Source organism: Thermomonas mangrovi (assembly GCF_028201335.1).
GTDB classification, from domain to species: Bacteria; Pseudomonadota; Gammaproteobacteria; order Xanthomonadales; family Xanthomonadaceae; genus Thermomonas; species Thermomonas mangrovi.
In genome coordinates this window covers 577960-598982 of record NZ_JAPEVV010000002.1, presented here as the reverse complement: position 1 = coordinate 598982, position 21023 = coordinate 577960, and the positions used below count along the sequence as shown (strand labels likewise).

At 70.6% G+C, this 21023-nt stretch carries 21 protein-coding genes and 1 other RNA gene; 8 read left to right on the top strand and 14 right to left on the bottom strand.

Features of this window, described 5'->3' with window-relative positions; translation table 11 throughout:
• Positions 1 to 349 precede the first annotated feature (349 nt).
• On the bottom strand, positions 350 to 1801 hold the full coding sequence (locus ON759_RS06590; RefSeq protein WP_271679557.1) for a DNA polymerase Y family protein: 1452 nt from the start codon (positions 1799 to 1801) through the stop codon (positions 350 to 352).
• A 200-nt stretch (positions 1802 to 2001) separates the two neighbouring features.
• Between ON759_RS06590 and ON759_RS06585 the strand changes: the two genes are divergently transcribed.
• Positions 2002 to 2757, top strand: coding sequence for a hypothetical protein (locus ON759_RS06585; protein ID WP_271679556.1), 756 nt, complete (start codon positions 2002 to 2004; stop codon positions 2755 to 2757).
• A gap of 13 nt (positions 2758 to 2770) precedes the next feature.
• Here ON759_RS06585 and rpiA read toward each other — a convergent pair whose 3' ends face one another.
• The 7 genes from rpiA to ON759_RS06550 all read right to left on the bottom strand — a co-directional run bounded on the left by rpiA (position 2771) and on the right by ON759_RS06550 (position 7608).
• On the bottom strand, positions 2771 to 3418 hold the full coding sequence (rpiA, locus tag ON759_RS06580; RefSeq protein ID WP_271679555.1) for a ribose-5-phosphate isomerase RpiA: 648 nt from the start codon (positions 3416 to 3418) through the stop codon (positions 2771 to 2773).
• A gap of 4 nt (positions 3419 to 3422) precedes the next feature.
• A complete protein-coding gene (locus tag ON759_RS06575; RefSeq protein ID WP_271679554.1) occupies positions 3423 to 3890 on the bottom strand; it encodes an EVE domain-containing protein in 468 nt (155 codons plus the stop codon).
• On the bottom strand, positions 3887 to 4474 hold the full coding sequence (locus ON759_RS06570; RefSeq protein WP_271679553.1) for a 5-formyltetrahydrofolate cyclo-ligase: 588 nt from the start codon (positions 4472 to 4474) through the stop codon (positions 3887 to 3889). The genes ON759_RS06575 and ON759_RS06570 overlap by 4 nt, the downstream gene beginning before the upstream one ends.
• 31 nt (positions 4475 to 4505) lie before the next feature.
• Positions 4506 to 4689: non-coding RNA, 6S RNA (gene ssrS, locus ON759_RS06565), on the bottom strand.
• A 64-nt stretch (positions 4690 to 4753) separates the two neighbouring features.
• Positions 4754 to 5068, bottom strand: a complete 315-nt coding sequence (zapA, locus tag ON759_RS06560) for a cell division protein ZapA (RefSeq protein ID WP_271679552.1) — start codon at positions 5066 to 5068, stop codon at positions 4754 to 4756.
• Positions 5065 to 5286 (bottom strand): TIGR02449 family protein, encoded by a 222-nt coding sequence (locus ON759_RS06555; protein ID WP_271679551.1) that lies wholly within the window; start codon positions 5284 to 5286, stop codon positions 5065 to 5067. The genes zapA and ON759_RS06555 overlap by 4 nt, the downstream gene beginning before the upstream one ends.
• A 33-nt stretch (positions 5287 to 5319) precedes the next feature.
• A complete protein-coding gene (locus ON759_RS06550) occupies positions 5320 to 7608 on the bottom strand; it encodes a putative bifunctional diguanylate cyclase/phosphodiesterase (RefSeq protein ID WP_271679550.1) in 2289 nt (762 codons plus the stop codon).
• A 101-nt stretch (positions 7609 to 7709) separates the two neighbouring features.
• Between ON759_RS06550 and ON759_RS06545 the strand changes: the two genes are divergently transcribed.
• Complete coding sequence (locus ON759_RS06545) at positions 7710 to 8249, top strand: UPF0149 family protein (protein WP_271679577.1); 540 nt, start codon at positions 7710 to 7712, stop codon at positions 8247 to 8249.
• 4 nt (positions 8250 to 8253) lie between these two features.
• Entirely contained in the window at positions 8254 to 9573 is a 1320-nt protein-coding gene (gene pepP, locus ON759_RS06540; RefSeq protein WP_271679549.1) for a Xaa-Pro aminopeptidase, read from the top strand.
• Positions 9574 to 9713: 140 nt separating this feature from the next.
• Here pepP and pepQ read toward each other — a convergent pair whose 3' ends face one another.
• The 6 genes from pepQ to rph all read right to left on the bottom strand — a co-directional run bounded on the left by pepQ (position 9714) and on the right by rph (position 16332).
• Complete coding sequence (pepQ, locus tag ON759_RS06535) at positions 9714 to 11027, bottom strand: Xaa-Pro dipeptidase (protein ID WP_271679548.1); 1314 nt, start codon at positions 11025 to 11027, stop codon at positions 9714 to 9716.
• A 69-nt stretch (positions 11028 to 11096) separates the two neighbouring features.
• Complete coding sequence (locus ON759_RS06530; protein ID WP_271679547.1) at positions 11097 to 11438, bottom strand: PilZ domain-containing protein; 342 nt, start codon at positions 11436 to 11438, stop codon at positions 11097 to 11099.
• Positions 11431 to 13665, bottom strand: coding sequence for a DUF1631 family protein (locus ON759_RS06525; protein ID WP_271679546.1), 2235 nt, complete (start codon positions 13663 to 13665; stop codon positions 11431 to 11433). The genes ON759_RS06530 and ON759_RS06525 overlap by 8 nt, the downstream gene beginning before the upstream one ends.
• A 74-nt stretch (positions 13666 to 13739) precedes the next feature.
• Positions 13740 to 14891: a radical SAM family heme chaperone HemW gene (gene hemW, locus ON759_RS06520; RefSeq protein ID WP_271679545.1), complete on the bottom strand. Its 1152-nt coding sequence runs from the start codon at positions 14889 to 14891 to the stop codon at positions 13740 to 13742.
• Positions 14892 to 15016: 125 nt separating this feature from the next.
• A complete protein-coding gene (rdgB, locus tag ON759_RS06515; protein ID WP_271679544.1) occupies positions 15017 to 15607 on the bottom strand; it encodes an RdgB/HAM1 family non-canonical purine NTP pyrophosphatase in 591 nt (196 codons plus the stop codon).
• Positions 15604 to 16332, bottom strand: coding sequence for a ribonuclease PH (gene rph / locus ON759_RS06510; RefSeq protein ID WP_271679543.1), 729 nt, complete (start codon positions 16330 to 16332; stop codon positions 15604 to 15606). The genes rdgB and rph overlap by 4 nt, the downstream gene beginning before the upstream one ends.
• Before the next feature lie 64 nt (positions 16333 to 16396).
• Here rph and ON759_RS06505 point away from each other — a divergent pair, with 64 nt between their 5' ends.
• The 5 genes from ON759_RS06505 (at position 16397) to ON759_RS06485 (ending at position 21019) form a co-directional block, all read left to right on the top strand.
• Positions 16397 to 17257, top strand: a complete 861-nt coding sequence (locus ON759_RS06505; RefSeq protein ID WP_271679542.1) for a YicC/YloC family endoribonuclease — start codon at positions 16397 to 16399, stop codon at positions 17255 to 17257.
• A gap of 15 nt (positions 17258 to 17272) precedes the next feature.
• On the top strand, positions 17273 to 17905 hold the full coding sequence (gmk, locus tag ON759_RS06500; protein ID WP_271679541.1) for a guanylate kinase: 633 nt from the start codon (positions 17273 to 17275) through the stop codon (positions 17903 to 17905).
• A 108-nt stretch (positions 17906 to 18013) separates the two neighbouring features.
• On the top strand, positions 18014 to 18313 hold the full coding sequence (gene rpoZ, locus ON759_RS06495) for a DNA-directed RNA polymerase subunit omega (RefSeq protein WP_271679540.1): 300 nt from the start codon (positions 18014 to 18016) through the stop codon (positions 18311 to 18313).
• 106 nt (positions 18314 to 18419) lie between these two features.
• The gene (locus ON759_RS06490; protein ID WP_271679539.1) at positions 18420 to 20597 is read left to right on the top strand and encodes a RelA/SpoT family protein; all 2178 of its coding nucleotides are present in this window, start codon (positions 18420 to 18422) and stop codon (positions 20595 to 20597) included.
• A 38-nt stretch (positions 20598 to 20635) separates the two neighbouring features.
• Complete coding sequence (locus ON759_RS06485) at positions 20636 to 21019, top strand: RidA family protein (RefSeq protein WP_271679538.1); 384 nt, start codon at positions 20636 to 20638, stop codon at positions 21017 to 21019.
• Positions 21020 to 21023 lie beyond the last annotated feature (4 nt).

The window sequence follows — 21023 nt, the reverse complement described above, 5'->3', positions numbered from 1 at the left end:
CAGCCGCGACCCGCAACAGGTCATCGCCAGGGCCTTTATATACGCAATACCCCGGACCGAAAGGTCCGGGGTATTGTCTTTTATGGCGCCTGGCAATGGACTGCCAGCCCGGGGCTTGCGGAACATCCCGCGATACTCCCTTCCCATGGCGGTGCGCCGCGCAGCCGCGGACTGCAACTCGCCTCGCCTCCCGCCCGAGGATCGCCAAGGCCCTTCCCAAACCAAATCACCTGCACTCAAAGCTCGGTTGTTGCGGCGATTTCATCGCGACATCACGGGTCTCCAGTCCGGGTGTTTGGCCATATATACGGCATCCAACCAGCGTGCGATGGCATTGCGTGAATCCGGCTCAGAACAGGCTAGGCTGCGGGCCGCATTGGATGGGTCTCGGCATTCCCCAGCCGCCCGCACCCGCAGGAAGATGGCGCTTCGCCGCCCGCTCGCGATGGGTTTTCTCCGCCAGCACCTTGAATTGGTTCATGCGTAGCTGCAGCAGGTCGGCGGCGTCGGTGGGCGCTTGTTCGATGCCGTGGAGGGGCGACTCCTCCTCCAGTGCCGGTTTCGGGATCTGCTGGAATGGAATCCGCATCGGCGCGGCATTGTGTTCCACCGCGTCGGCCATCGAGCCCATGTAGAGCGCGTTGTTGCCGTACTTCTGGTTGACCCGGTCGAGCAGCGCGCTGGCCTGGCGAGCGCGGAGCCGGTCCGCCATGAGCTCCCCGCAGGCGGCGATGCGCGGTGAGACATCGACGAGCGTGACGGCCACCGAGAGCGGCGGATGCCGCTTCACCTGCCAGCGCCTTTCGTGGGCCGCGCGTTCGAGTCCCTGCAGGTTGCGGCCGAGCAGTTCCAGCAGCGCGGGCGTGTCGTCGAGCGGGGCGAAGCGCAGGTGCCGTTCGAAGCGTGCCTCCATGCCGACGAAACGGATGGCGATCGACATCCCTCCGGCCAGGAGGCTTTCGTCGCGCAGCCGCATCGCCGCCTTGGCGAGGAGCTTGAAGAGCACGGAGCGCATGCCGGCGAACGTGCGCAGTTCCGGGCCAAGCACGTGCGAATGGCCGACGGAGGCGCGTTGCGTGGTGCGTTCCGGGAGGTCGAAACCCTGCAGCTGCAACCAGAAGCGTTCGCCTTCGATGCTTCCCCAGGCGCGGCGCAGGCGGTCCCGCGACGCCGCGCACAACTGCGCCGTGGTGGCGATCCCCGCCCGCTGCAGGCGCGCTTCCATCGACGGCCCGATGCCGCACAGGTCGCGCAGCGCCAGTCCTTGCAGGGCATGGGGCAGGTCGGCCTGCTCGATCACGGTGAGCCCATCCGGCTTGTTCATGTCGGACGCGGTCTTGGCGAGGAACTTGTTGGGTGCGATGCCGATGGAGCAGGTCAAGCTGTCGCCGAAGCCGATGTCGCGCAATGCTCGCTTGATGTCGCGGGCGATACGCTCCGCGTTGCGACGCTCGCGTTCGCGGCCGATCAGCCAGCACGGGACCTCGTCGACCGAGGCCGCCTTGCCGTGCGGGATGCAGGACTGGATGGCATCGAGGAACTGGTGGTGCACCCCCACGTAGCGCGCCGGCCGGGCGAGTTGCAGGGCGATGTCGGGGCAGCGGGCCAGGGCTTCGGCGACGCCGGTCCCGGTCTTGATGCCGAAGTCGCGCTTGGCCTCCTTGCTGGCGGCGATGCAGCAGGTCGTGGTGCTGGCGACCGGGATCACCGCGACCGGGCGCCCGCGTAGCGCGGGATCGTCGTGTTGTTCGACGGAGGCGAAGAACGAATCGAAGTCGACGAACAGGCAGCGCAGGGTCATGGCGGAAGGCGCTCCGGCAGGGCGGGGAGTATCGGCTTCGCTTGTCGCAGCGGTGGCTGCGAGGCTTCACGATTCGACTAACGTTGCCCTGCGGCCGTCTCCGGAACCGAGACGGACGGACGCCCTTTCCGACGAGCGGCGCGATGCCGTGCAGTCGCGCCCGCCACACTGCCACTTGGTCCATCAATGGAGCGCGGCACATGAAGTCCAAGGGCTGGTGGATCCTCGCGGTGGCGTGCATCGCGCTCGGCGACGTGGCCGCAAGCGGGATCAATGGCATCAACAACGGGATGCCGAACCGGATCTCGATGAACGTGACCGTGGCCAGGCAGACGCAAGGCACGAGTTTCGGCGAGAAGGTGAATGCCGGGCTGCACGCCGCGGGCAGTGCGATCAGCCAAGGCGCCTCCCTGTCGATCGCGATCGAATGCGGACAAGCGGCCTGCATCATCGCGTTGCCGGATGGCGAGGGCTACCGCGCGGACCTGCAGCGCAGGCGCGTCGAGGTGCTGAAGTCGAACAAGACCGGCGACCCGGATGCGAACGCCGCGCGTGGAGCGGGCCAGGGTGCCTCGCTGCTGGGCGGCGCACTGCCGGGCGGCAGCATCGTGTCGGCGGCGGTCTCGTCGGTCGGCACCCTTGCGGGAAGCGGGGGCGGGGCCGCGGCCGCGAGCTATGCGGCCACCGGGCGCAAGCTGGAAGGCGGCAAGGAAGGGCTCGCGACGACGACGCGGGGGCCGGGCGAAATCGACGTCGTGGACCCCCTGGCGGACGGCGACTACCTGCTGACCCTGGTCGTGGAGAAGGCGACCAGCGGGTTGAAGGACACGCTGAAGACCCAGGTGCGCACGCAGGCGCCGGAGCGCCTGCAGGTCGTCGTCGGCTTCCGGGTGGAGGCGGGCAGGTTGAAGGTGCGGCACGATACCGCCAGGAACAGCGTGTCCAACCTGCGTTAGCCGCGCGCGCCGTTCAGAGCACCAGCGGCGGCTCCCCGCCGACGATCACCACGTCGGCCGGCCGGCGCGCGAACAGGCCGACGCTCACCACGCCCGGCACCTGGTTGAGTTCGCGCTCCATCGCGACCGGGTCGACGATGGACAGGTTGTGCACGTCGAGGATCAGGTTGCCGTTGTCGGTCACCACCCCGTCGCGCCACACCGGCTGCCCGCCGGTCAGGCGCAGGATTTCCCGCGCCACCAGGCTGCGCGCCATCGGGATGACCTCGACCGGCAGCGGGAACCTGCCGAGCACGTCCACCCGCTTGCTCGGGTCGACGATGCACACGAAGCGCTCGCTGGCCTCGGCGATGATCTTCTCGCGGGTGAGCGCCGCGCCGCCGCCCTTGATCAGGCGCTTGTGCGGATCGCATTCGTCGGCGCCGTCGACGTAGAGCGAGAGCGGTCCGGCCGCGTTGAGGTCGATCACCTCGATGCCGTGCGAGCGCAGGCGCGCGGTGCTCTGCTCGGAGCTGGAGACGGTGCCGGCGATGCGGTCCTTCCACGCGGCGAGGGCATCGATGAAATAGGCGACCGTGGAGCCGGTGCCGACGCCGACGATCATCCCGTCCTCGACGTACTCGATCGCCTTCTCGGCGGCGCGTTGCTTCATGTCCGACATGGCGTTACTCCAGTGAGAGCAGCAGCTTGGCCTGCGCGGCGGTCACCGGCAGCACCGACAGGCGCGACCCCTTGCGGATCAACGCGAATTCCTCGCCCAGCGCGTCGGCGTGCGCGCGGATTTCGTCCAGCGCGAGCGGGCGCGCGAGGTGCCGGACGTAGGCGACGTCCACCAGGTCCCAGCGCGGCTGCGCCTGGGTCGCCTTTTCGTCGAAGTACTTCGACGTCGGCATGAACTGGGTGGGATCCGGGTACGGCGCGCTCGCCACCTTGCCGATCCCGTAGATGCCCGGCACGTCGCAATTGGAGTGGTAGAACAGGACCGTGTCACCGACCTGCATCTGGCGCATGAAATTGCGCGCCTGGTAGTTGCGCACGCCGGTCCAGGGTTCGGTGCCGACGCGCTCGAGGTCGTCGATCGAGAAGTCCGTCGGTTCGGACTTCATCAGCCAGGTCTTCTTGCGCGCGGTCATGGGCGATGCAGGGTGCGGGTGGGGGTGCAGATCGCGTCGGGAACCACGTCCCAGTCCGCCAACGCGAGCGGTTCGGTTTCCTGTTCGTCGAAGCCTGCGCCCACCAGCAACGGCGGCGTCGCCTGCGACCGGCGGAACGCGAAGCTGCGATCGTACCAGCCGCCCCCCATGCCGAGCCGGTGGCAGTCTGGGTCGAAGCCGACCAGCGGCATCACCACCAGCGCCAGCGCGTTCGCATCGAGCAGGCCGGTGGCGGCTACGTCGGGTTCGGGGATGCCGTAGCGGTTGGTGGCCAACGCATCGCCCGGGCGCCAGGGCGCGAAGCGCAGGCGCTGGTCGGCGCCGAGCACGGGCAGGCAATACACCAGGCTGGGCGGGAGGTGCAGTTGCCAGGCATGCAGGCCGATCTCGCCATCCATCGCCCAATAGCCGGCGACGTAGCCCTCAGCGGGCAACCCGGGCAGGGCGAGCAGGCGGCCGGCCAGCGCCTCCGCGCCGGCGATGCGGGCGGCGGCAGGCAGTGCACGACGGCGTTCGCGCAAGCGGCGACGCAGGGCGGCGCGGTCGTCGGGGAGGGCGCTCACGCGGTCTGCGGGCCGGGCTGGTCGGAGGAGGAAGGTCTCCGCCGTGGCGATGCGTGCGAAACGACCTTGAACCCGGGGTTCAAGTGGGAACGCGTGGCGGCCATCGGGCTTCCCGCTCGGGGCGGACTTGCACTCCCGGCTGCCAGTGCGTCCCCGCGGTCGTCATTAAGGGACAAGGCGAATGTTGCGCACGCCGTCGCTCACGGCAGAGGACGCGACCAGTATAGGAGCGGCGCGCGGGATGGCAACGCCATCCGTCGGCGTGCAGGCGGGAACGGTTCAGCCGTTGCGCGCGAGCAGGGCGTCGAGCTTGCGGTTGGCCTCGTCGAGCAAGGCGAAGGCGCCACCGCCGGCGGGCGCGCCGGCATCGCGCAATTGCTGCAGCTCGTGCGCGAGGTTGAGCGCGGCGAGCACCGCGAGCCGGTCCAGCGCGACCATCTTGTTGCCGCCGCGGATCTCGCGCATGCGCGCGTCGAGCAGGCGCGCGGCCGCGGCCAGGCTGGCGCGTTCGTCCTCGCTGACGCCGACCGTGTACTCGCGGTCAAGGATGCGGACGTTCGCCGGCTCGCTCTTGGCGGCGTCGCGGGTGTTCACGTGTGCTGCTCCAGCGATTTGAGGCGGCTGATCATGGCCTCGACCCGGCTGCGCGCCTGTTCCTGCTTCGCCAGCAACTGCGCGCGTTCGGTCGCCATCTGCTCATGCTGCTGGCGCAGGCTGCGGTTCTCGTCCTGCAGGCGCTGCATCTGCTGCGCCAGCACGTCGATCCGCGCAAGCAGCATCCGCAGTTCGGCGTCGAGGTCGCGCGCTTCCATGCCGACCATCATGGGCGCAGCGATGCGGCAGGGTCAAGGCGCCCGCAGGCCCGATGCCGCCGCCCGCTGCGGCCAGTCGCGGAGGAATTGCAGGCATTCGCCGGCCGGCATCGGCCGCGCCAGCCAGAAGCCCTGGACCACGTCGCAGCGGTGCTGGCGGAGGAAGGCGAGCTGCTGCGGCGATTCCACGCCCTCGGCGATGACCTGCAGGCCCAGCGAGTGCGCCATCGCGATCACGGTGGTGGTGATCGCCGCATCCTCGCCATCGGACGGACCGCCCAGGTCGTCGATGAACGCCTTGTCGATCTTCAGCGTGGTGATCGGCAAGCGGCGCAGGTAGGCCAGCGACGAGTAGCCGGTGCCGAAGTCGTCCACCGCGATCGACACGCCGAGCCTGCGGAAGGTCTGCAGGCGTTCGGCCGCGAGTGCGGCGTTGGCCATCAGCATGCTTTCGGTGAGTTCGAGTTCGAGGTGGCGAGCCTCGACGCCAGTCTCGCGCAGCGTCCGCTCCACGATGCGAGGCAGGTCGCTGCGCAGCAATTGCACCGCGGACACGTTCACCGCCATCGCCACGTCGTGCTGTCCGGCCTGCCGCCAATCGGCGAGGGTGCGGCAGGCCTCGCGCAAGACCCATTCGCCGATCGCCAGGATCGTGCCGCCCTCTTCCGCCAAGGGAATGAACTGGGTAGGCGGGATATCGCCCAGTTCGGGGCTGTGCCAGCGCAACAGGGCTTCCACACCGGTGATGCGGCCGTCCACCAGCGACACTTGCGGCTGGTAGGCGAGGCTCAGTTCGCCCCGCTCCACGACGCGCCGCAATGCCGCGACGATGGCGGCCCGGCGGCGCGTCTCGCTGTCCATCGCGTCGGTGTAGCGGAGGAACGTCCTCCGGCCCGCCGACTTCGCCTGGTACATGGCGGTATCGGCGTGCTTGAGCAGGTCGGTGGGGACTTTCGCGTGGTCCGGATAGACGCTGATCCCGATGGAGAGCGTGATCACGATCTCCTGGCGGTCGTCGAGTCGCAGGGGTTCTTCGAAGGCCTCGATCAGGCGCTGCGCGCAGGCATCCGCTTCGCCGCCATCCGCGAGGTCCTCCAGCAGCACGGTGAACTCGTCGCCACCGATGCGCGCGACCGTACGCGCGGCGCCCGCGGCCTGCTGGAGGCGCTGCGCCGCCATCCGCAGGATGCGGTCGCCGGTGGCGTGCCCGAGCGAGTCGTTGACGTCCTTGAAGCGATCCAGGTCCAGGAACAGCAAGGCCGCGCGGGTGCCTTGCCGGCGCGCACGGACGATCGCACGCGACAGGCGCTCGGACAGCAGGGTGCGGTTCGGCAGGTTGGTCAGGGTGTCGTAGTTGGCGAGGTAGCGCAGTTCCTGCTCGATCCGGCGGCGGTCCGTGATGTCGGTGGCGACCAGCACGAACAACCGCCGTTGCCCGCCGGGTTCGCGGATCGCGGTGGCCTGCATCGCGCAGAGGAACTCATGGCCATCGCGACGGCGTTGCCACATCTCGCCGGACCAGACGCCGGTATCCCGCGCGGTGCGCCGCGCCGCCTCGTAGTAGGCGGCGTCGTGCTGCCCGCTGTTGAGGAGGCTGGCATCGCGCCCGACGATGTCGTCCACGTCGTAGCCGCTCATGCGCGTGAACGCGGGATTGATGGTCACCACCCGGAAATCGTCGTCGGTCACGACCACTGCTTCCGCCATGTTGCGCATGACTTCCGCCGCGATCCGGCGTTCGCGCTCCTGGCGCTGGATGTCGGTGACGTTGCGGGCCGTGCCCGCGATCCGGGTGACCCGCCCATCGGCGCCGCGGCCCACGCTGCGCCCGCGCGCGCGGACCCAGAGCCATGTACCGTCGCTGTCGCGCACCCGGTGCTCGGACAGGAACATGGGCGTGTGGCCCTGCACGTAGTTGCGCAGCCGTTCGACCACCAGGGGCAGGTCGTCGGGATGGATCGCGGGGTCCTGGTCGACTTGGTGGTGCAGTTCGAGGTCGCCGGCCGGCCCGGGCATGATCCGGGTGCTCTCCAGTTCGCGGCGCCCGAGGTCGTACTGCCAGTAGAGTTCGTTCGATGCCCACAGCGCCAGGCGCAGCGTGTCCTCTCGTTCGCGCAGCGCGCGCGCATGGGCCTGGTGCTCGCGGTCCCGGCGACGGCGACCGGCGATCAGCAGGAACGCGATCGCCAGCACCAGCAGGGCGATCAGCAGCGCCATGTAGTGCGAGAGCGGCATGGCGTTGCCCGTGGCGAGCGGCATCGCCGGTGCCGCGACGCGCCACGCCGGGTGGCGTGCCTGCAGGCGGTGGCGGGACCGGTTCATCTGTGCAGTGTAGGCACGCATCGGAGGAGTCGCCAATGATGGTCCCGGGGCGCGGTTGGTACACTGGTATTCCTGCACTGGAAGCGAATCGCGTGAGCGAAATCCGATTGCCGTCCTGGAACGAAGTCGAGGCCGAGGCCGGGCGCCTGGCGCTGGCCGCCAGCGCGGCGGAACTGCATGGCGCCCTCAGCGGCTGGCTCGCCGCCGGCGGCAAGGACCTGCCCGGCTGGATCGCCGAGGTGATGGCCGATCCCGCCTTGCCCGCGCCGGTCGAGGGCGATGCGCTGGACCGCCTCCGTGCCGCGACCGTGGCCCAGCTCGGCGACGCCGACTTCGGCTTCGACCTGCTGCTGCCGGAAGGCGAGGGCGACCAGGTCGCCGTGCGCGCCGGCGCGCTGTTCGCCTGGTGCCGTGCGTTCCTCGGCGGCTTCGGGCTGGCGGTGGGCGACAAGGCCCTGGGCGAGGAAGACCAGGAAGCGCTGGGCGACATCGCCAACCTCGCCGCCGCGCGCATCGACGAAGTCGATCCCGAGAGCGACGAGGAATCGCTGGTGGAGATCGAGGAGTACGTGCGCATGGCCGTGCTGCTGCTGCACGCCGATTGCGCGCTCGGCCCGCGCCAGCGCAGTCGCCTGCACTGAGGCGATGACGCCCTCCGCCGGCGAACGCAAGGCGCTTGCGCGCCGTCGCCGCCAGCTGATGCAGGCGGTCGGCGATGGGGCGATCGTGATCGTGCCGGCGGCGCCGGAGCGCATCCGCAGCCGTGATACCCATTACCCGTATCGCCAGGATTCGGATTTCTGGTACCTCACCGGTTGCACCGAACCGGAGGCGGTGCTGGTGCTGGTGCCCGGGCGGCGCCACGGTGAATCGCTGCTGTTCTGCCGCGAGCGCGATCCCGAGCGCGAAGGCTGGGACGGTCCGCGCCTCGGGCCCGATGGCGCGGTGGACGCGCTCGGCATGGACGATGCCTATCCGATCGCCGACATCGACGACATCTTGCCCGGCCTGCTGGAAGGGCGGCGGCGGGTGCACTACCACCTCGGTCGCGACGCCGACTTCGACCTCAAGCTGATCGGCTGGATCAACCGCGTGCGCGCGCAGGTGCGCCAGGGCGCGCAGCCGCCGCAGGAGTTCCTGGAGCTGGGCCACCTGCTCGACGAAATGCGGCTGGTGAAATCCGCCGATGAAGTGAAGCTGATGCAGAAGGCGGCTGACATCAGCGTGCTCGCGCATCGTGCGGCGATGCGCGCGGCGCGCCCGGGCATCCACGAGTACGAACTGCAGGCCGCGGTGGAACACGTGTTCCGCCTGCATGGCGCCGAGCCGGCGTATGCCAGCATCGTCGGGGCCGGCGGCAACGCCTGCGTGCTGCACTACCGCGACAACCGCGCGAAGTCGCGCGATGGCGACCTGGTGCTGATCGACGCCGGCGCCGAATACCGCGGCTACGCCGCCGACATCACCCGCACCTTCCCGGTCAACGGCCGCTTCACCCGCGAGCAGCGCCAGCTGCACGACCTGGTCTGCGCCGCGCAGGCGGCGGCGTTGGCGCAGGCGCGGCCGGGCGTCGCCTACGAGGCCGGCCACGACGCGGCGGTGGCGACGCTGACCGAGGGCCTGCTCTCGCTCGGACTGTTGTCCGGGGGGCTGGAGGCGGTGATCGCGCGGGGCGACTACAAGCGCTACTACCGGCACAAGACCGGGCACTGGCTGGGTCTGGACGTGCACGACGTGGGCGAGTACCGGATCGACGGCGAGTCGCGCCTGCTGGAACCGGGCATGGTCTTCACCATCGAGCCCGGCCTCTACATCCCGCCAGACGATGCGTCGGTGCCCGCGAAATGGCGCGGCATCGGCATCCGCATCGAAGACGACGTGCTGGTCACCCGCGACGGCCATCGCGTGCTCACCGGCGCGCTGGAGCGCAGCGCGGATGAAGTCGAGGCCTTGATGGCGGGGTGATTTCGCCGCGCGGCCGGCATGGCGGGGAATGCGTTCGCCGCTCAGGCTCCGCATCCGCCTGCGATTCACGGACGCGCGCCATCCGTGGCGCGCTCGATCGCACACCCCCGCCATGCGGGCCCGGCGATGCGCCGGTATCGCTAGGTGGCGGAAAATGCCTCGCGGGTCAGGTTGATCGGCGCGCCATCGGTGCACACGACGTCGTCTTCGATGCGGATGCCGCCGTACGGCTTGAACGCGGCGACGCGATCCCAGTCGACGGTGTCGCCGAGGCCCTTCGCCTTCAGTTCGTCCAGCAGCATGTCGATGAAGTAGATGCCGGGTTCGATGGTCACCGCCATCCCGGGCGCGAGCGTGCGGGTGAGGCGCAGGTAGGGATGGCCCTCGGGCTTCGCGATGGTGCCGCCCGCGTCGGAGGCGGCGAAGCCGGCGACGTCGTGCACCTGCAGGCCGATGCCGTGGCCGATGCCGTGCGGGAAGAACGCGCTGGAGACGCCGCGCGCCACCGCGTCGTCGGCGGTGATGCGCAGGATCCCGGCGTCGCGCAGGATCACGGCCAGCGCCAGGTGCGCATCGAGGTGGATCTGCCTGTAGTCGGCGCCGTCGCGCACCGCATCGCACATCTTGAGCTGCGCGGCATCGACTGCATCGATCATCGCCTGGAACTCGTCGCCGCGGTCGGCGGAATAGGTGCGGGTGATGTCGCAGGCATAGCCGCCGAAGCTGGCGCCGGCATCGATCAGGAAGCTGCGCGCGGCCTTTGGCGGCACCCGGTCGCGGTCGGTGTAGTGCAGCACCGCGGCGTGCTCGTTGAGGCAGACGATGTTGCCGTAGGGCAGGTCGTTGGCGTCCTGGCCCGCGGCCTGGCAGTAGGCCAGGTGGATGCCGAATTCGCTGGCGCCGGCGCGGAACGCGCGCTCGGCGGCGCGGTGCGCGCGCACGCCGATGCGGCTGGCCTCGCGCATCATCGCGACCTCGTACGGGGTCTTGAACGCGCGGTGGTACTCCAGGTAGGCGATGACCGCCGGCGGGTTGTTGGGGACGTAATCGCCCAGCGCGCTTTGCGCCTCGCCGAGGATCGCGCAGCGCGACGGGTCGGCCGGCAGGTGGCGTGCGGCGTCTGCGGCGTCGCGCACCACCACGATGTCGAAATGGCCGGCCCAGTAGCCGCCCGGCGCCTCCGGCACCACGTGCCAGTAGTCGTGAGGTTGCAGGAACACCAGCTTGGGCCGCTGCCCGGGGGTGGCGACCAGCCAGCTGCCGGGCGCCTTGGTCACCGGCAGCCACGCCTTGAACTGCGGGTTCACCGCGTAGGGATAGTCGCGGTCGTCGAAGGCCTGGTAGTGCAGCGTGCCGCTGGGCACCACCAAGTGGTCGAAGCCGCCGCGCGCGAGCGCCTCCGCGGTGCGGGCGAGCAGGGTGTCGAGGTGCGCGGGATACAGGGCGGCGGGCATGGATTCCGAAGTCGTGCAGGGTGAGCCCGGATTCTGACCGATCGGGCCTTGCCCTGCTGGTGCCGATGGTCAGTGCCCGTCGCCCTCGGCATGGTGCGTCCATTCCCGGAGTCGGCGGGTCACGGCGGGTGCCAATCCGAGGAAACGCAGCCCGACCCAGGCCTGCCCGTTGGCGGTGCCGGCGTCCTGCCACAGGACATGCGCGCCGACCTCGAGCGGCTCCTCGGCATCGGGCAGGGAGAAGCGCAGTTGGTAGAGGCCGTCCTCGGCCAGCGGCGCGCGCGCGATCAGCAGCATCCCGCCGACCGAGAGGTTGCCCAGGTGGCCGATGCTCTCTTCCGTCATCGCATCGACGACGTCGATCAGCCCGCTGACCGTGCGCCGCGGCATCCGCCGCGATTCGCTACCCATGGGAAGCCTCCTGGCCGCCAGCGATGTGTTCAAGGGTTGCGTAGGTGGACTGCCACGCAAGCTCGGCGGGGTGCGTGTCGGCCTCGACCAGCGCGAGATCGCCGGCCGCAAGGCGGCGGCAGAGATCGTCGAGCGTCGCATCCTCGGCGCGCATGCCGCGCCGGTTGAGCAACAAGGCCTGGCCGCTGCGCGGGCTCACCCAGGCCAGGCGCCGGCGCACCGGCGCGTCGCGACCGGCGAGCCGGAGATCCACCCATTGCGCTTCCGCCAAGCCCGCCAGGCGATCCCACGCCGCCTGCTGCGACGCGGTCCGGGGCGAATCCTCCCCGGCCGCGATGGCACCGCCCTCGTCCCCGAGGCGGGTGCGGGCGCGCAATTGCACGACCAACTCGGTCCGCGATGCCAGCTCGTCCTCTTCTTCGGCGCGTCCGTTGGCCAGGGCGCGCGCAATCATGCCCGCCTCTTCGGCGTGGTAACCGACCAGCGACAGCGCGGACTCGAGGCGGCCGGTGAAACCCGGCTCCGCCGGGCGACCGGGCGCGAGGGCAGCCTCCACGATGGCCTCGGTGGCATCCCGGAGCTCCTGCCAAGCCGTTGATTCCTCGCCGCTGCGCAGCCACGCCAAGGCAAGGACATCGGCCCAGGCATGTTCCACCAGCATGCCGTGGAAGCGAGGGAGGCCGCGCCCCGCGAGGATGCGCGCGATCTCCGCGTTGGCCTGCTGGCGTGCCAGGCCCAGGCGTTCGCGGCCGCGCGCCGCTTCCACCTGGCGACGCTCGGACATCTCGTGCTTGCGGGCGGCGGCTTGCAGGCCGGCCTGCAAGGCGTGGTTGGCGGCGACGAAGCTGTCGTGCTGCGCCTGCCCGTCTTCCAGCACGGTACCTACCGCGCGCTGCAGCAGGCCGAGCAATTGGGGATCGAGGTCGTCGTCCGCGAGCCAGTTGGCACCCGCCAGCGAGACCGCATCGAGGACCCGACGCGCGGGATGCCTGGGGTCGACGAAGAACCCGTGGTCGCGCAAGGCCAACTGCAGCAGCGGCAAGCGCAGGCGCTCGACCAGGATCTCGCCCGGGCTGCCCTTGCGCAGCAGTCGTTCGAGCTGGGCCTGGAACAGTCCGAACAATTCGAAGCCGTCCGCATCCGGATCCGCGAGCACCACGCCGTGGCCGCGCTGCTGGCGCGCTTGCGCGAGCACGGCGTGGCGAACTTCGGTGAGGTCGGCGGCCCGGGCCTGGGTCGAGCGCATGCGTGCCAGCGCCGCCTGTACGTCGGCAGCCGGGAGTCGTTCGCGGACGCGGTCGTCCTGCTCCCCGGGGCGCAGTTTGGCGAGCAGCTTGCGACGCATCGCCAGCAGCGACTGCAGTTGGGCGAAGCGGCCTTCGGTCGGCGCGATGCGCGGGGATGCCGCGGCTGCGGGCCTGGGGTCCTGCGGTCGCTCGCCCGCGGTGGTTGGCTGGTCCGGGCCGCGCGGATCGGCAGCCGCCGTCGGCGCGTCCAGGTGCATCCGGTCGTTGGCTGCGGGCCGCACCCGCACCGGGATGAAGCTGAGGTGGGGCAGGACGCCATCCCCGGCCAGGCGCGTGTTCAGCGTTTCGAGCAAGGCTGGATAGTGCGCCAGCGCGATCTTCTCGAAAGTGCGATACAGCACCACCCGCGCTTCCAGCGCGAGGCCGAGCGCACCGGCGCTCGCGCGCAGCGCATGCGACAGGGCGGTGGGCCCGAGCGGCAGGTGTTCGGCATCGAACGCCGGCGCCGCCGCCAGGACGCCGTAGCGATAGCCCATCAACTGCAGGGCCAGGCTGTTCCGCGATTCGCAGCGGGCTGCGCTGCTGGCGATCAGCCCGTCTTCGTCCAGGTCGAGGTCATCGACCAGGCGCAACTCGCCCGCCTGCGGGGTCGCCGCGGCGGCACCGGCCGGGCGCGGCGAGCGGCCCGTGCCGATCGTCATCAGGCCGGCGTGCACATGGCGTTGGAAGGCCGACAGCAACTCGCCGCCGCGTTCGCGCAACAGGCGGGACGCGGACGACCATGCGGCCAGCACCTTGGGGTCGCGATGGGCATTGGCTTCCCGGTTGTACTCGAGCTCCGTTTCCATCAGCACGACGCGCAGCTGCCGCCCGAGCTCGGTCTCGGCAGTCAGTGCCTGGTTCTCGAGGATCCGGCGTACCCGGCGCGACGCTGCGCCATCGGCTGGCTGGATCGGTGGCGCAATCCCTGTGTCGACCATTGGCGTCCCCCCGGCGCGCTGGCGATGCGGGCATGGTAGTGGCCGCGCCTGATTGCCTCAATGTTCCACGCGATTCAATCCAGGAACAGGCCAATCACGTCGTTGGCGAAGCGCCGGCCGAGTTCGGTCGGGCGCAGCCAGTCGGGATCGGGTTCCAGCCAACCGCGGGCGTGGGCCGTGGCCAGGTGGTCGGCGATGGCGGCGCGCGGCAGGCCGGTGCGCGCCTCGAACATCGCCATCGGCACGCCGGCGTTGAGGCGTAGCGCGTTCAGCATGAAATCGAACGGCAGCCGGCTGGCGGTCAGCACCTCGTCGCCGCCGATCGCGGCGGGCATGCCGGCCTTGGCCTGGTACTCGGCGGGATGCCGCAGCTTCCAGCGCCGCAGCACCTGCTGCGAGGCACCGAGGGTCAGCTTGCCGTGCGCGCCCGCGCCGATGCCGAGGTAGTCGCCGAACTGCCAGTAGTTGAGGTTGTGCCGGCACTGGCGCCCGGCGCGGGCATAGGCGCTGACCTCGTACTGGCCGAAGCCGGCCGCGGCGAGGCGGGCCTGGCAGGCCTCCTGCATGTCCCAGGCGCCGTCCTCGTCGGGCAGGCCGGCAGGCGTGCGCACCGCGAACACGGTGTTCGGCTCCAACGTGAGCTGGTAGTGGCTGAGATGCGCGGGCTGCAGCGCGATCGCGCGATCGACGTCGGCCAGCGCCATCGCCAGCGACTGCCCCGGCAGGGCATACATCAGGTCGAGGTTGAGGTTGTCGAAGCCGGCATCCTGCGCCGCCTTGACCGCGCGCTCGGCGTCGCCCGAGGAATGGATGCGGCCCAGCCGCTGCAGGCAGCCGTCGTCGAAGCTCTGCACGCCGAAGCTGAGGCGGTTCACCCCGGCGGCGCGGTAGCCCGCGAACGGACCGTGCTCGACCGTGCCGGGGTTGGTCTCGAGGGTGACCTCGACGTCCGGCGCGAAGCGCAGCCGCGCGGACGCCTGCTGCAGGAAGCGGTCGATCGTCGCCGGCGGGAACAGCGACGGCGTGCCGCCGCCGAAGAACACGCTATGCACGGTGCGGCCCCAGGCCAGCGGCAGGTCGTGGTCGAGGTCGGCGAGCAGCGCATCGACGTAGGCCTCGAACGGCAGCGCGCCGCGGCCTTCGTGCGAGTTGAAGTCGCAGTAGGGGCATTTGCGCACGCACCACGGCAGGTGCACGTAGAGCGAGAGTGGCGGGGTGGTCAGCACGGTCGCGGAGAGGCGTCAGGCAGTCGTGGAACGGCATTGCGGGAAGCGCGCCATGGACGGTGCGCGGCGGCGCATCGAACGGGACGTTCGCATGAGCTCGGCAACAATGCCGCCCGCGGATGCGTTCATGACGCTGCTTGCAGGCGTCGCTGCAATGCGGCCAGCGCCTGCCCACGATGACTGCCGCGGTTCTTCACGTCGGCCGGCAGTTCCGCCGCGCTGCAGCCGTGCAGGGGCGAAAAGAACACCGGGTCGTAGCCGAAGCCGTTGCCGCCGCGGCGTGCACGCAGGATGCGGCCTTCCCAGCTGCCTTCGGCGACCAGTGGCATCGGGTCTTCGGCGTGGCGGACCAGGGCCAGCACGCAGACGAAGCGCGCGGTGCGCGCCGGGTCTTCGATGCCGTCGATCTCGCGCAGCAGCTTGTCGATGTTCGCGTCGCTGTCGCCGTGGGTGCCGGCGTAGCGCGCCGAGTACAGGCCGGGCGCGCCGTGCAGCGCATCCACGCACAGGCCGGAATCGTCGCCCAGCGCGGGCAGGCCGGTGGCGCGGGCGGCGTGGCGCGCCTTGAGGATCGCGTTCTCGATGAAGCTGAGGCCGGTCTCGTCGGCATCGCCGACCCCGAACTCGGACTGCGCGTGCAGGGTGAAGCGGTCGCCCAGCAGGTCGCGCAACTCGGCCAGCTTGCCGGCGTTGCCGCTGGCCAGCACCAGCTTCACGGCGTGGCCAGCGCGGCCCGCTGCGCGGCGAACAGTTCGCCGCATCCCTTCTCCGCCAGCGCCAGCAGCGCGTCCAGTTCGTCGCGGCGGAACGCGTGGCCCTCGGCGGTGCCCTGCAGCTCGATGAAGCCGCCGCCGTCGTTCATCACCACGTTCATGTCGGTGTCGCAATCGCTGTCCTCGGGATAGTCGAGGTCGAGCACCGGCACGCCGCGGAAGATCCCGACCGACACCGCCGACACCGCGCCGATGATCGGATCCCTGGCGATCTCCTTGCGTGCCTGCAGCCAGCGCACGGCGTCGACCAGGGCGACGTAGGCGCCGGTGATCGCGGCGGTGCGGGTGCCGCCATCGGCCTGCAGCACGTCGCAGTCGAGAGTGATGGTGCGCTCGCCCAGCGCGGCGCGGTCCACGCAGGCGCGCAGCGAACGGCCGATCAAGCGCTGGATCTCCAGCGTGCGCCCGCCCTGCTTGCCGCGGGCGGCCTCGCGGTCGCCGCGGGTGTGGGTGGCGCGCGGCAGCATGCCGTATTCGGCGGTGACCCAGCCCTCGCCCTTGCCGCGCAGGAAGCCGGGCACGCGGTTCTCCACGCTGGCGGTGCACAGCACGCGGGTGTCGCCGAAGCGCACCAGCACCGAGCCTTCGGCGTGGCGGGTGAATCCGCGTTCGATGGCGACCGTGCGCAACTGCTCGGGCGCGCGGCCGCTGGGGCGTGCGAAGGACATCGGCGATCCGGTAAAAAACGGGGCGGTAGATTACCATTCGCCCTCCATCGCACCGGCCCTCCGCATGATCCGCAGCATGACCGCCTTCGCCGCCGGCGAGCGCAGCACCGACTGGGGCGTGCTGGGGGGCGAGCTGCGTGCGGTCAACCACCGTTTCCTGGAGCTGGGCCTGCGCCTGCCCGACGAACTGCGCGCGCTGGAACCGGCGATGCGCGAGCGGGTCGCGGCGCGGGTCGCGCGCGGCAAGCTGGACCTCGTCGTCCGGCTTCGCCAGGCCGCCGGCGGCGACGCGCTGGAGGTGGACGATGCGGTGGTCGCGCGGCTGGCCGACCTCGCCGGCCGGCTGGGCGGGCGGTTCCCGCAGCTGCAGGTGCAGTTCACCGAATTGCTGCAATTCCCGGGCGTGCTGCAGGCGCGCGGGATCGAACCCGAGGCCCTGCAGCGCGAGGCGATGGCCTTGCTCGACGCGGTGCTCGACGATTTCGTCGCCGCGCGCGAACGCGAGGGCGCCAAGCTCGCCGCGGTGATCGCGGAGCGCGCCGACGCCATCGCCGCGATCGCCGGCGAGGTGCGCACCCTGGTGCCGCAGATCCGGGCGGGGCAACGGCAGAAGCTGGAGGCGCGGCTGGCCGACCTGGCGCAACCGGCGGACCCGGGCCGGGTCGAGCAGGAGCTGGTGCTGTGGCTGCAGAAGCTCGACGTGGACGAGGAGCTCGATCGCCTCGACAGCCACCTCGCCGAGTTGCGCCGCGTGCTGAAGCAGAAGGAGCCGGTCGGTCGCCGCCTCGACTTCCTGCTGCAGGAGTTCAACCGCGAGGCGAACACCCTGGGCAGCAAGTCGGTGGATGCGCGGACCAGCAACGCGGCGGTCGAGCTGAAGGTGCTGATCGACCAGGTCCGCGAGCAGATCCAGAACATCGAGTGAAAGGCAGCTGAGCCCATGCGCGGAACCCTGTACATCGTCGCCGCGCCGTCGGGCGCCGGGAAATCCAGCATCGTCAATGCGGTGCTGGCCCGCGACCCGAACATCAGCCTGTCGATCTCGTTCACCTCGCGCGCGCCGCGCCCGGGCGAGCGCCACGCCGAGCACTACCACTTCATCGAGGCCGCCGCGTTCGAGGCGATGGTCGCCGCCGGCGACTTCTTCGAGCATGCGCTGGTGCACGGCGACTGGAAGGGCACCGCGCGGCAGTCGGTCGAGCCGCAACTGAGCGCCGGCCGCGACGTGCTGCTGGAGATCGACTGGCAGGGCGCGCGGCAGGTGCGGTCGAAGATCCCCGACGCGGTGAGCGTGTTCATCCTGCCGCCGTCGCGGGCCGCGCTGGAGGAGCGCATGCGCAAGCGCGGGCAGGACAGCGAGGCGGTGATCGCCCAGCGCCTGGCCGCCGCGCGCGAGGAGATGAGCCACTACGGCGAGTTCGACTACGTGATCGTGAACGAGGTGTTCGAGACCGCGGTCGCCGAGATGTGCAGCATCTTCACCGCCAGCAGGCTGCGCAAGGACGCCCAGGTCGCGCGCCATGCGCGTCTGATCACGTCGCTGCTGGTGGATGACCCGAACCAGCCCGGTTGACCGCGTAAGTTTCTGATTTTCAAGGCAACGCCTTGCGTCGTCGGCCGGATGCGGCTAGACTTCGCGACCCCCTGATCCCTTCAGCGGCACGACTGCCGCAGGACACACATGGCCCGTATTACCGTCGAAGATTGCCTGGAAGTGGTCGACAACCGCTTCGAGCTCGTGATGATGGCCGCCAAGCGCGCGCGCCAGCTGGCCGGCGGCGTGGAGCCGAAGCTGGACAACAGCGAAGCCAACGACAAGCCGACCGTCCTCGCCCTGCGCGAGATCGCCGCGCGCCAGATCGACACCGATTACATCGATGCCGTCGAGAAGGCCGAGCGCGAGCGCAAGGAGCGCGAGGCGCTGGAGTGGGCCGCCGCCGAGGTGGTTGCCGGCGACGACGACATGAAGGGCGACGACTGATCCCGCGGCTCGCCGCGTGCAGGCCTCACGGACGGCTCCTTCGGGGGCCGTTTTCGTTGGCGCGCGCGGGTTTGCCGGCATCGCGCCACGGGGTTAGGCTCCGGGCATGAGTCCCGGCGATCCCGCCCTCGCGATGCCGTCCACCCCTGCGCCCGGCGAGGCGGAGGTGCCGGACTACGTGCAGGCGCTGGAAGCGCAGGCGGCCTACCTGCCGGCCGCGCAACGCGCCGTGCTGCGCCGTGCCTGGGCAGTGGGCGCCGCCGCGCACGCCGGGCAGACCCGCAAGTCGGGCGAGCCCTACATCACCCATCCGGTGGCGGTCGCCGGCGTGCTGGCGTCGCAGGGGCTGGATGTCGAGACGCTGGTCGCGGCGATCCTGCACGACACCATCGAGGACACCCCGCTCAGCCGCGGCGACATCGCCAGCCAGTTCGGCGAGACCGTCGCCGACCTGGTCGACGGCGTCACCAAGCTGGACAAGCTGCATTTCCGCGACCGCCAGGAGGCGGCCGCCGAGAGCTTCCGCAAGATGCTGCTGGCGATGTCGCGCGACCTGCGCGTCATCCTGATCAAGCTGGCCGACCGCCTGCACAACATGCGCACGCTGGGCGCGCAGTCCACCGACGCGCGCATCCGCATCGCCCGCGAGACGCTGGACATCTACGCGCCGATCGCCCAGCGCCTGGGCATGAACCTGATCAAGTCGGAGCTGCAGGACCTCGGCTTCCGCGCGTTGCATCCGTGGCGGCACGCGGTGATCGAGAAGCGCATCCGCAGCCAGCCGCTGGTGCGCCGCGAGGCGCTCGCGCAGATCGAGGCGAAGCTGGCGCAGCGCCTGGCGATGGAGCGCATCGAGCACCGCCTGGTCGGGCGCATCAAGACCCCGTGGAGCATCTATTCGAAGATGCGCGCGGAGAACCGCAGCTTCGCCCAGGTGATGGACGTGTTCGGCTTCCGCGTGGTGGTCGGCAGCGTGGCCGAGTGCTACCACGCGCTGGGCGCCGTGCATTCGGTGTTCAAGCCGCTGGACGGGCGCTTCCGCGACTTCGTCGCGATCCCCAAGGCGAACGGCTACCAGTCGCTGCACACCGTGCTGTTCGGTCCCTACGGCTCGCCGATCGAGGTGCAGATCCGCACCCGCGAGATGGACCTGGTGGCCGAGCGCGGGGTCGCCGCGCACTGGGCCTACAAGCACGGCGAGGAACCCGGCAACAGCGCGCAGACGCGGGCGTCGGCGTGGATCGCCAACCTGGTGGAGAGCCAGCGCGGCACCGGCTCATCGCTGGAGTTCCTGGAGAACGTCAAGGTCGACCTGTTCCCCGACGAGGTCTACCTGTTCACGCCCAAGGGCGACATCATGGCGCTGCCGCGCAACGCCACCGCGCTGGACTTCGCCTATGCGGTGCACACCGACGTCGGCAACCATGCGGTCGCCGCGCGCGTGGACCGCAAGCTTGCGCCGCTGCGCGCCAAGCTGGTCAGCGGGCAGACGGTCGAGGTGATCACCGCGAAGTCGGCGGGGCCGGCGGCGCAATGGCTGGAGTTCGTGGCCACCGCCAAGGCGCGCACCGCGATCCGCCAGCAGCTCAAGCAGCTCGAGCACGAGGATGCGGTGCGCCTGGGCCACCACATGCTGGATCGCGCGCTGGGCGCGCAGGGCACCTCGCTGGACCGGCTGCCGACCCCGCGGCTCGAGGCCTACCTGGCCGAGAACCGCTATCCGCGGCTGGAGGCGATGCTGGCCGACATCGCGCTGGGCAACCGCATGCCGGTGCAGGTCGCGCTGGCGCTGGCGCAGGAGCAGGCACCCAGCCTGCTGCAGCCGGATGCCGGCGGCGTGCCGCAGGACCGCATCCTGATCACCGGCGCCGAGCGCGGCGTGGTGAGCTTCGCGCAGTGCTGCCTGCCGATCCCGGGCGACGAGATCATGGGCTACCACAGCGCCGGCAAGGGCATCGTGGTGCACCGGCTGGAATGCCCCAACGTCGCCGAGTACCGCAAGTCGCCGGAACGCTGGGTGCCGATCGGCTGGGACCGCCAGGTCTCGGGCGATTTCGATGCCGCGCTGCGGGTGGAGGTCGACAACCGGCCCGGCGTGCTGGCGCAGGTAGCCGCGGCGATCGCGCAGGCCGATTCCAACATCGACCGCGTGGAGTACCTCGAGCGCGACACCCGCATCGCCGCGATCCGCTTCTCGATCGAGGTCGCCGACCGCAAGCACCTCGCCGAGGTGATGCGACGGATCCGCCGCCTCGGCGTGGTCCACGGCGTGCAGCGCCTGTAGCGCCGCTACACTGGCGGCCCCTCGACGAGGCGACCGCCATGCCCCGCACCGCCATCCACAGCGACCGCGCGCCCGCCGCCATCGGTCCGTATTCGCAGGCCACCCGCGCCGGCAACCTGGTGTTCTTCAGCGGGCAGATCCCGCTCGATCCGGCCACCGGCGACCTCGTCGCCGGCGACATCGCCACGCAGGCGCGACGCGCGTTCGACAACCTCAAGGCGGTGTGCGAAGCCGCCGGCGGCACGATGGACGACATCGTCCGGGTCGGCCTGTACCTGGCCGACCTCGCGGAATTCGCGGCGGTCAACGCGGTGATGGGCGAGTACTTCGCGCAGCCCTATCCCGCGCGTTCGACCATCGAGGTGTCCGCGTTGCCGAAGGGCGCGCGCTTCGAGGTCGATGCGGTGATGGCACTGGCCTGAGCGG

Coding starts and splice junctions, on each gene's coding strand:
- rpiA (WP_271679555.1), bottom strand. CDS start 3,418: ATGTCGGACATGAAGCAACGCGCCGCCGAGAAGGCGATCGAGTACGTC.
- ON759_RS06575 (WP_271679554.1), bottom strand. CDS start 3,890: ATGACCGCGCGCAAGAAGACCTGGCTGATGAAGTCCGAACCGACGGAC.
- ON759_RS06505 (WP_271679542.1), top strand. CDS start 16,397: ATGATCCGCAGCATGACCGCCTTCGCCGCCGGCGAGCGCAGCACCGAC.
- ON759_RS06555 (WP_271679551.1), bottom strand. CDS start 5,286: ATGGAAGCGCGCGACCTCGACGCCGAACTGCGGATGCTGCTTGCGCGG.
- ON759_RS06525 (WP_271679546.1), bottom strand. CDS start 13,665: ATGGTCGACACAGGGATTGCGCCACCGATCCAGCCAGCCGATGGCGCA.
- pepQ (WP_271679548.1), bottom strand. CDS start 11,027: ATGCCCGCCGCCCTGTATCCCGCGCACCTCGACACCCTGCTCGCCCGC.
- rpoZ (WP_271679540.1), top strand. CDS start 18,014: ATGGCCCGTATTACCGTCGAAGATTGCCTGGAAGTGGTCGACAACCGC.
- pepP (WP_271679549.1), top strand. CDS start 8,254: ATGACGCCCTCCGCCGGCGAACGCAAGGCGCTTGCGCGCCGTCGCCGC.
- ON759_RS06490 (WP_271679539.1), top strand. CDS start 18,420: ATGAGTCCCGGCGATCCCGCCCTCGCGATGCCGTCCACCCCTGCGCCC.
- ON759_RS06550 (WP_271679550.1), bottom strand. CDS start 7,608: ATGAACCGGTCCCGCCACCGCCTGCAGGCACGCCACCCGGCGTGGCGC.
- ON759_RS06485 (WP_271679538.1), top strand. CDS start 20,636: ATGCCCCGCACCGCCATCCACAGCGACCGCGCGCCCGCCGCCATCGGT.
- rph (WP_271679543.1), bottom strand. CDS start 16,332: ATGTCCTTCGCACGCCCCAGCGGCCGCGCGCCCGAGCAGTTGCGCACG.
- ON759_RS06585 (WP_271679556.1), top strand. CDS start 2,002: ATGAAGTCCAAGGGCTGGTGGATCCTCGCGGTGGCGTGCATCGCGCTC.
- ON759_RS06530 (WP_271679547.1), bottom strand. CDS start 11,438: ATGGGTAGCGAATCGCGGCGGATGCCGCGGCGCACGGTCAGCGGGCTG.
- ON759_RS06590 (WP_271679557.1), bottom strand. CDS start 1,801: ATGACCCTGCGCTGCCTGTTCGTCGACTTCGATTCGTTCTTCGCCTCC.
- gmk (WP_271679541.1), top strand. CDS start 17,273: ATGCGCGGAACCCTGTACATCGTCGCCGCGCCGTCGGGCGCCGGGAAA.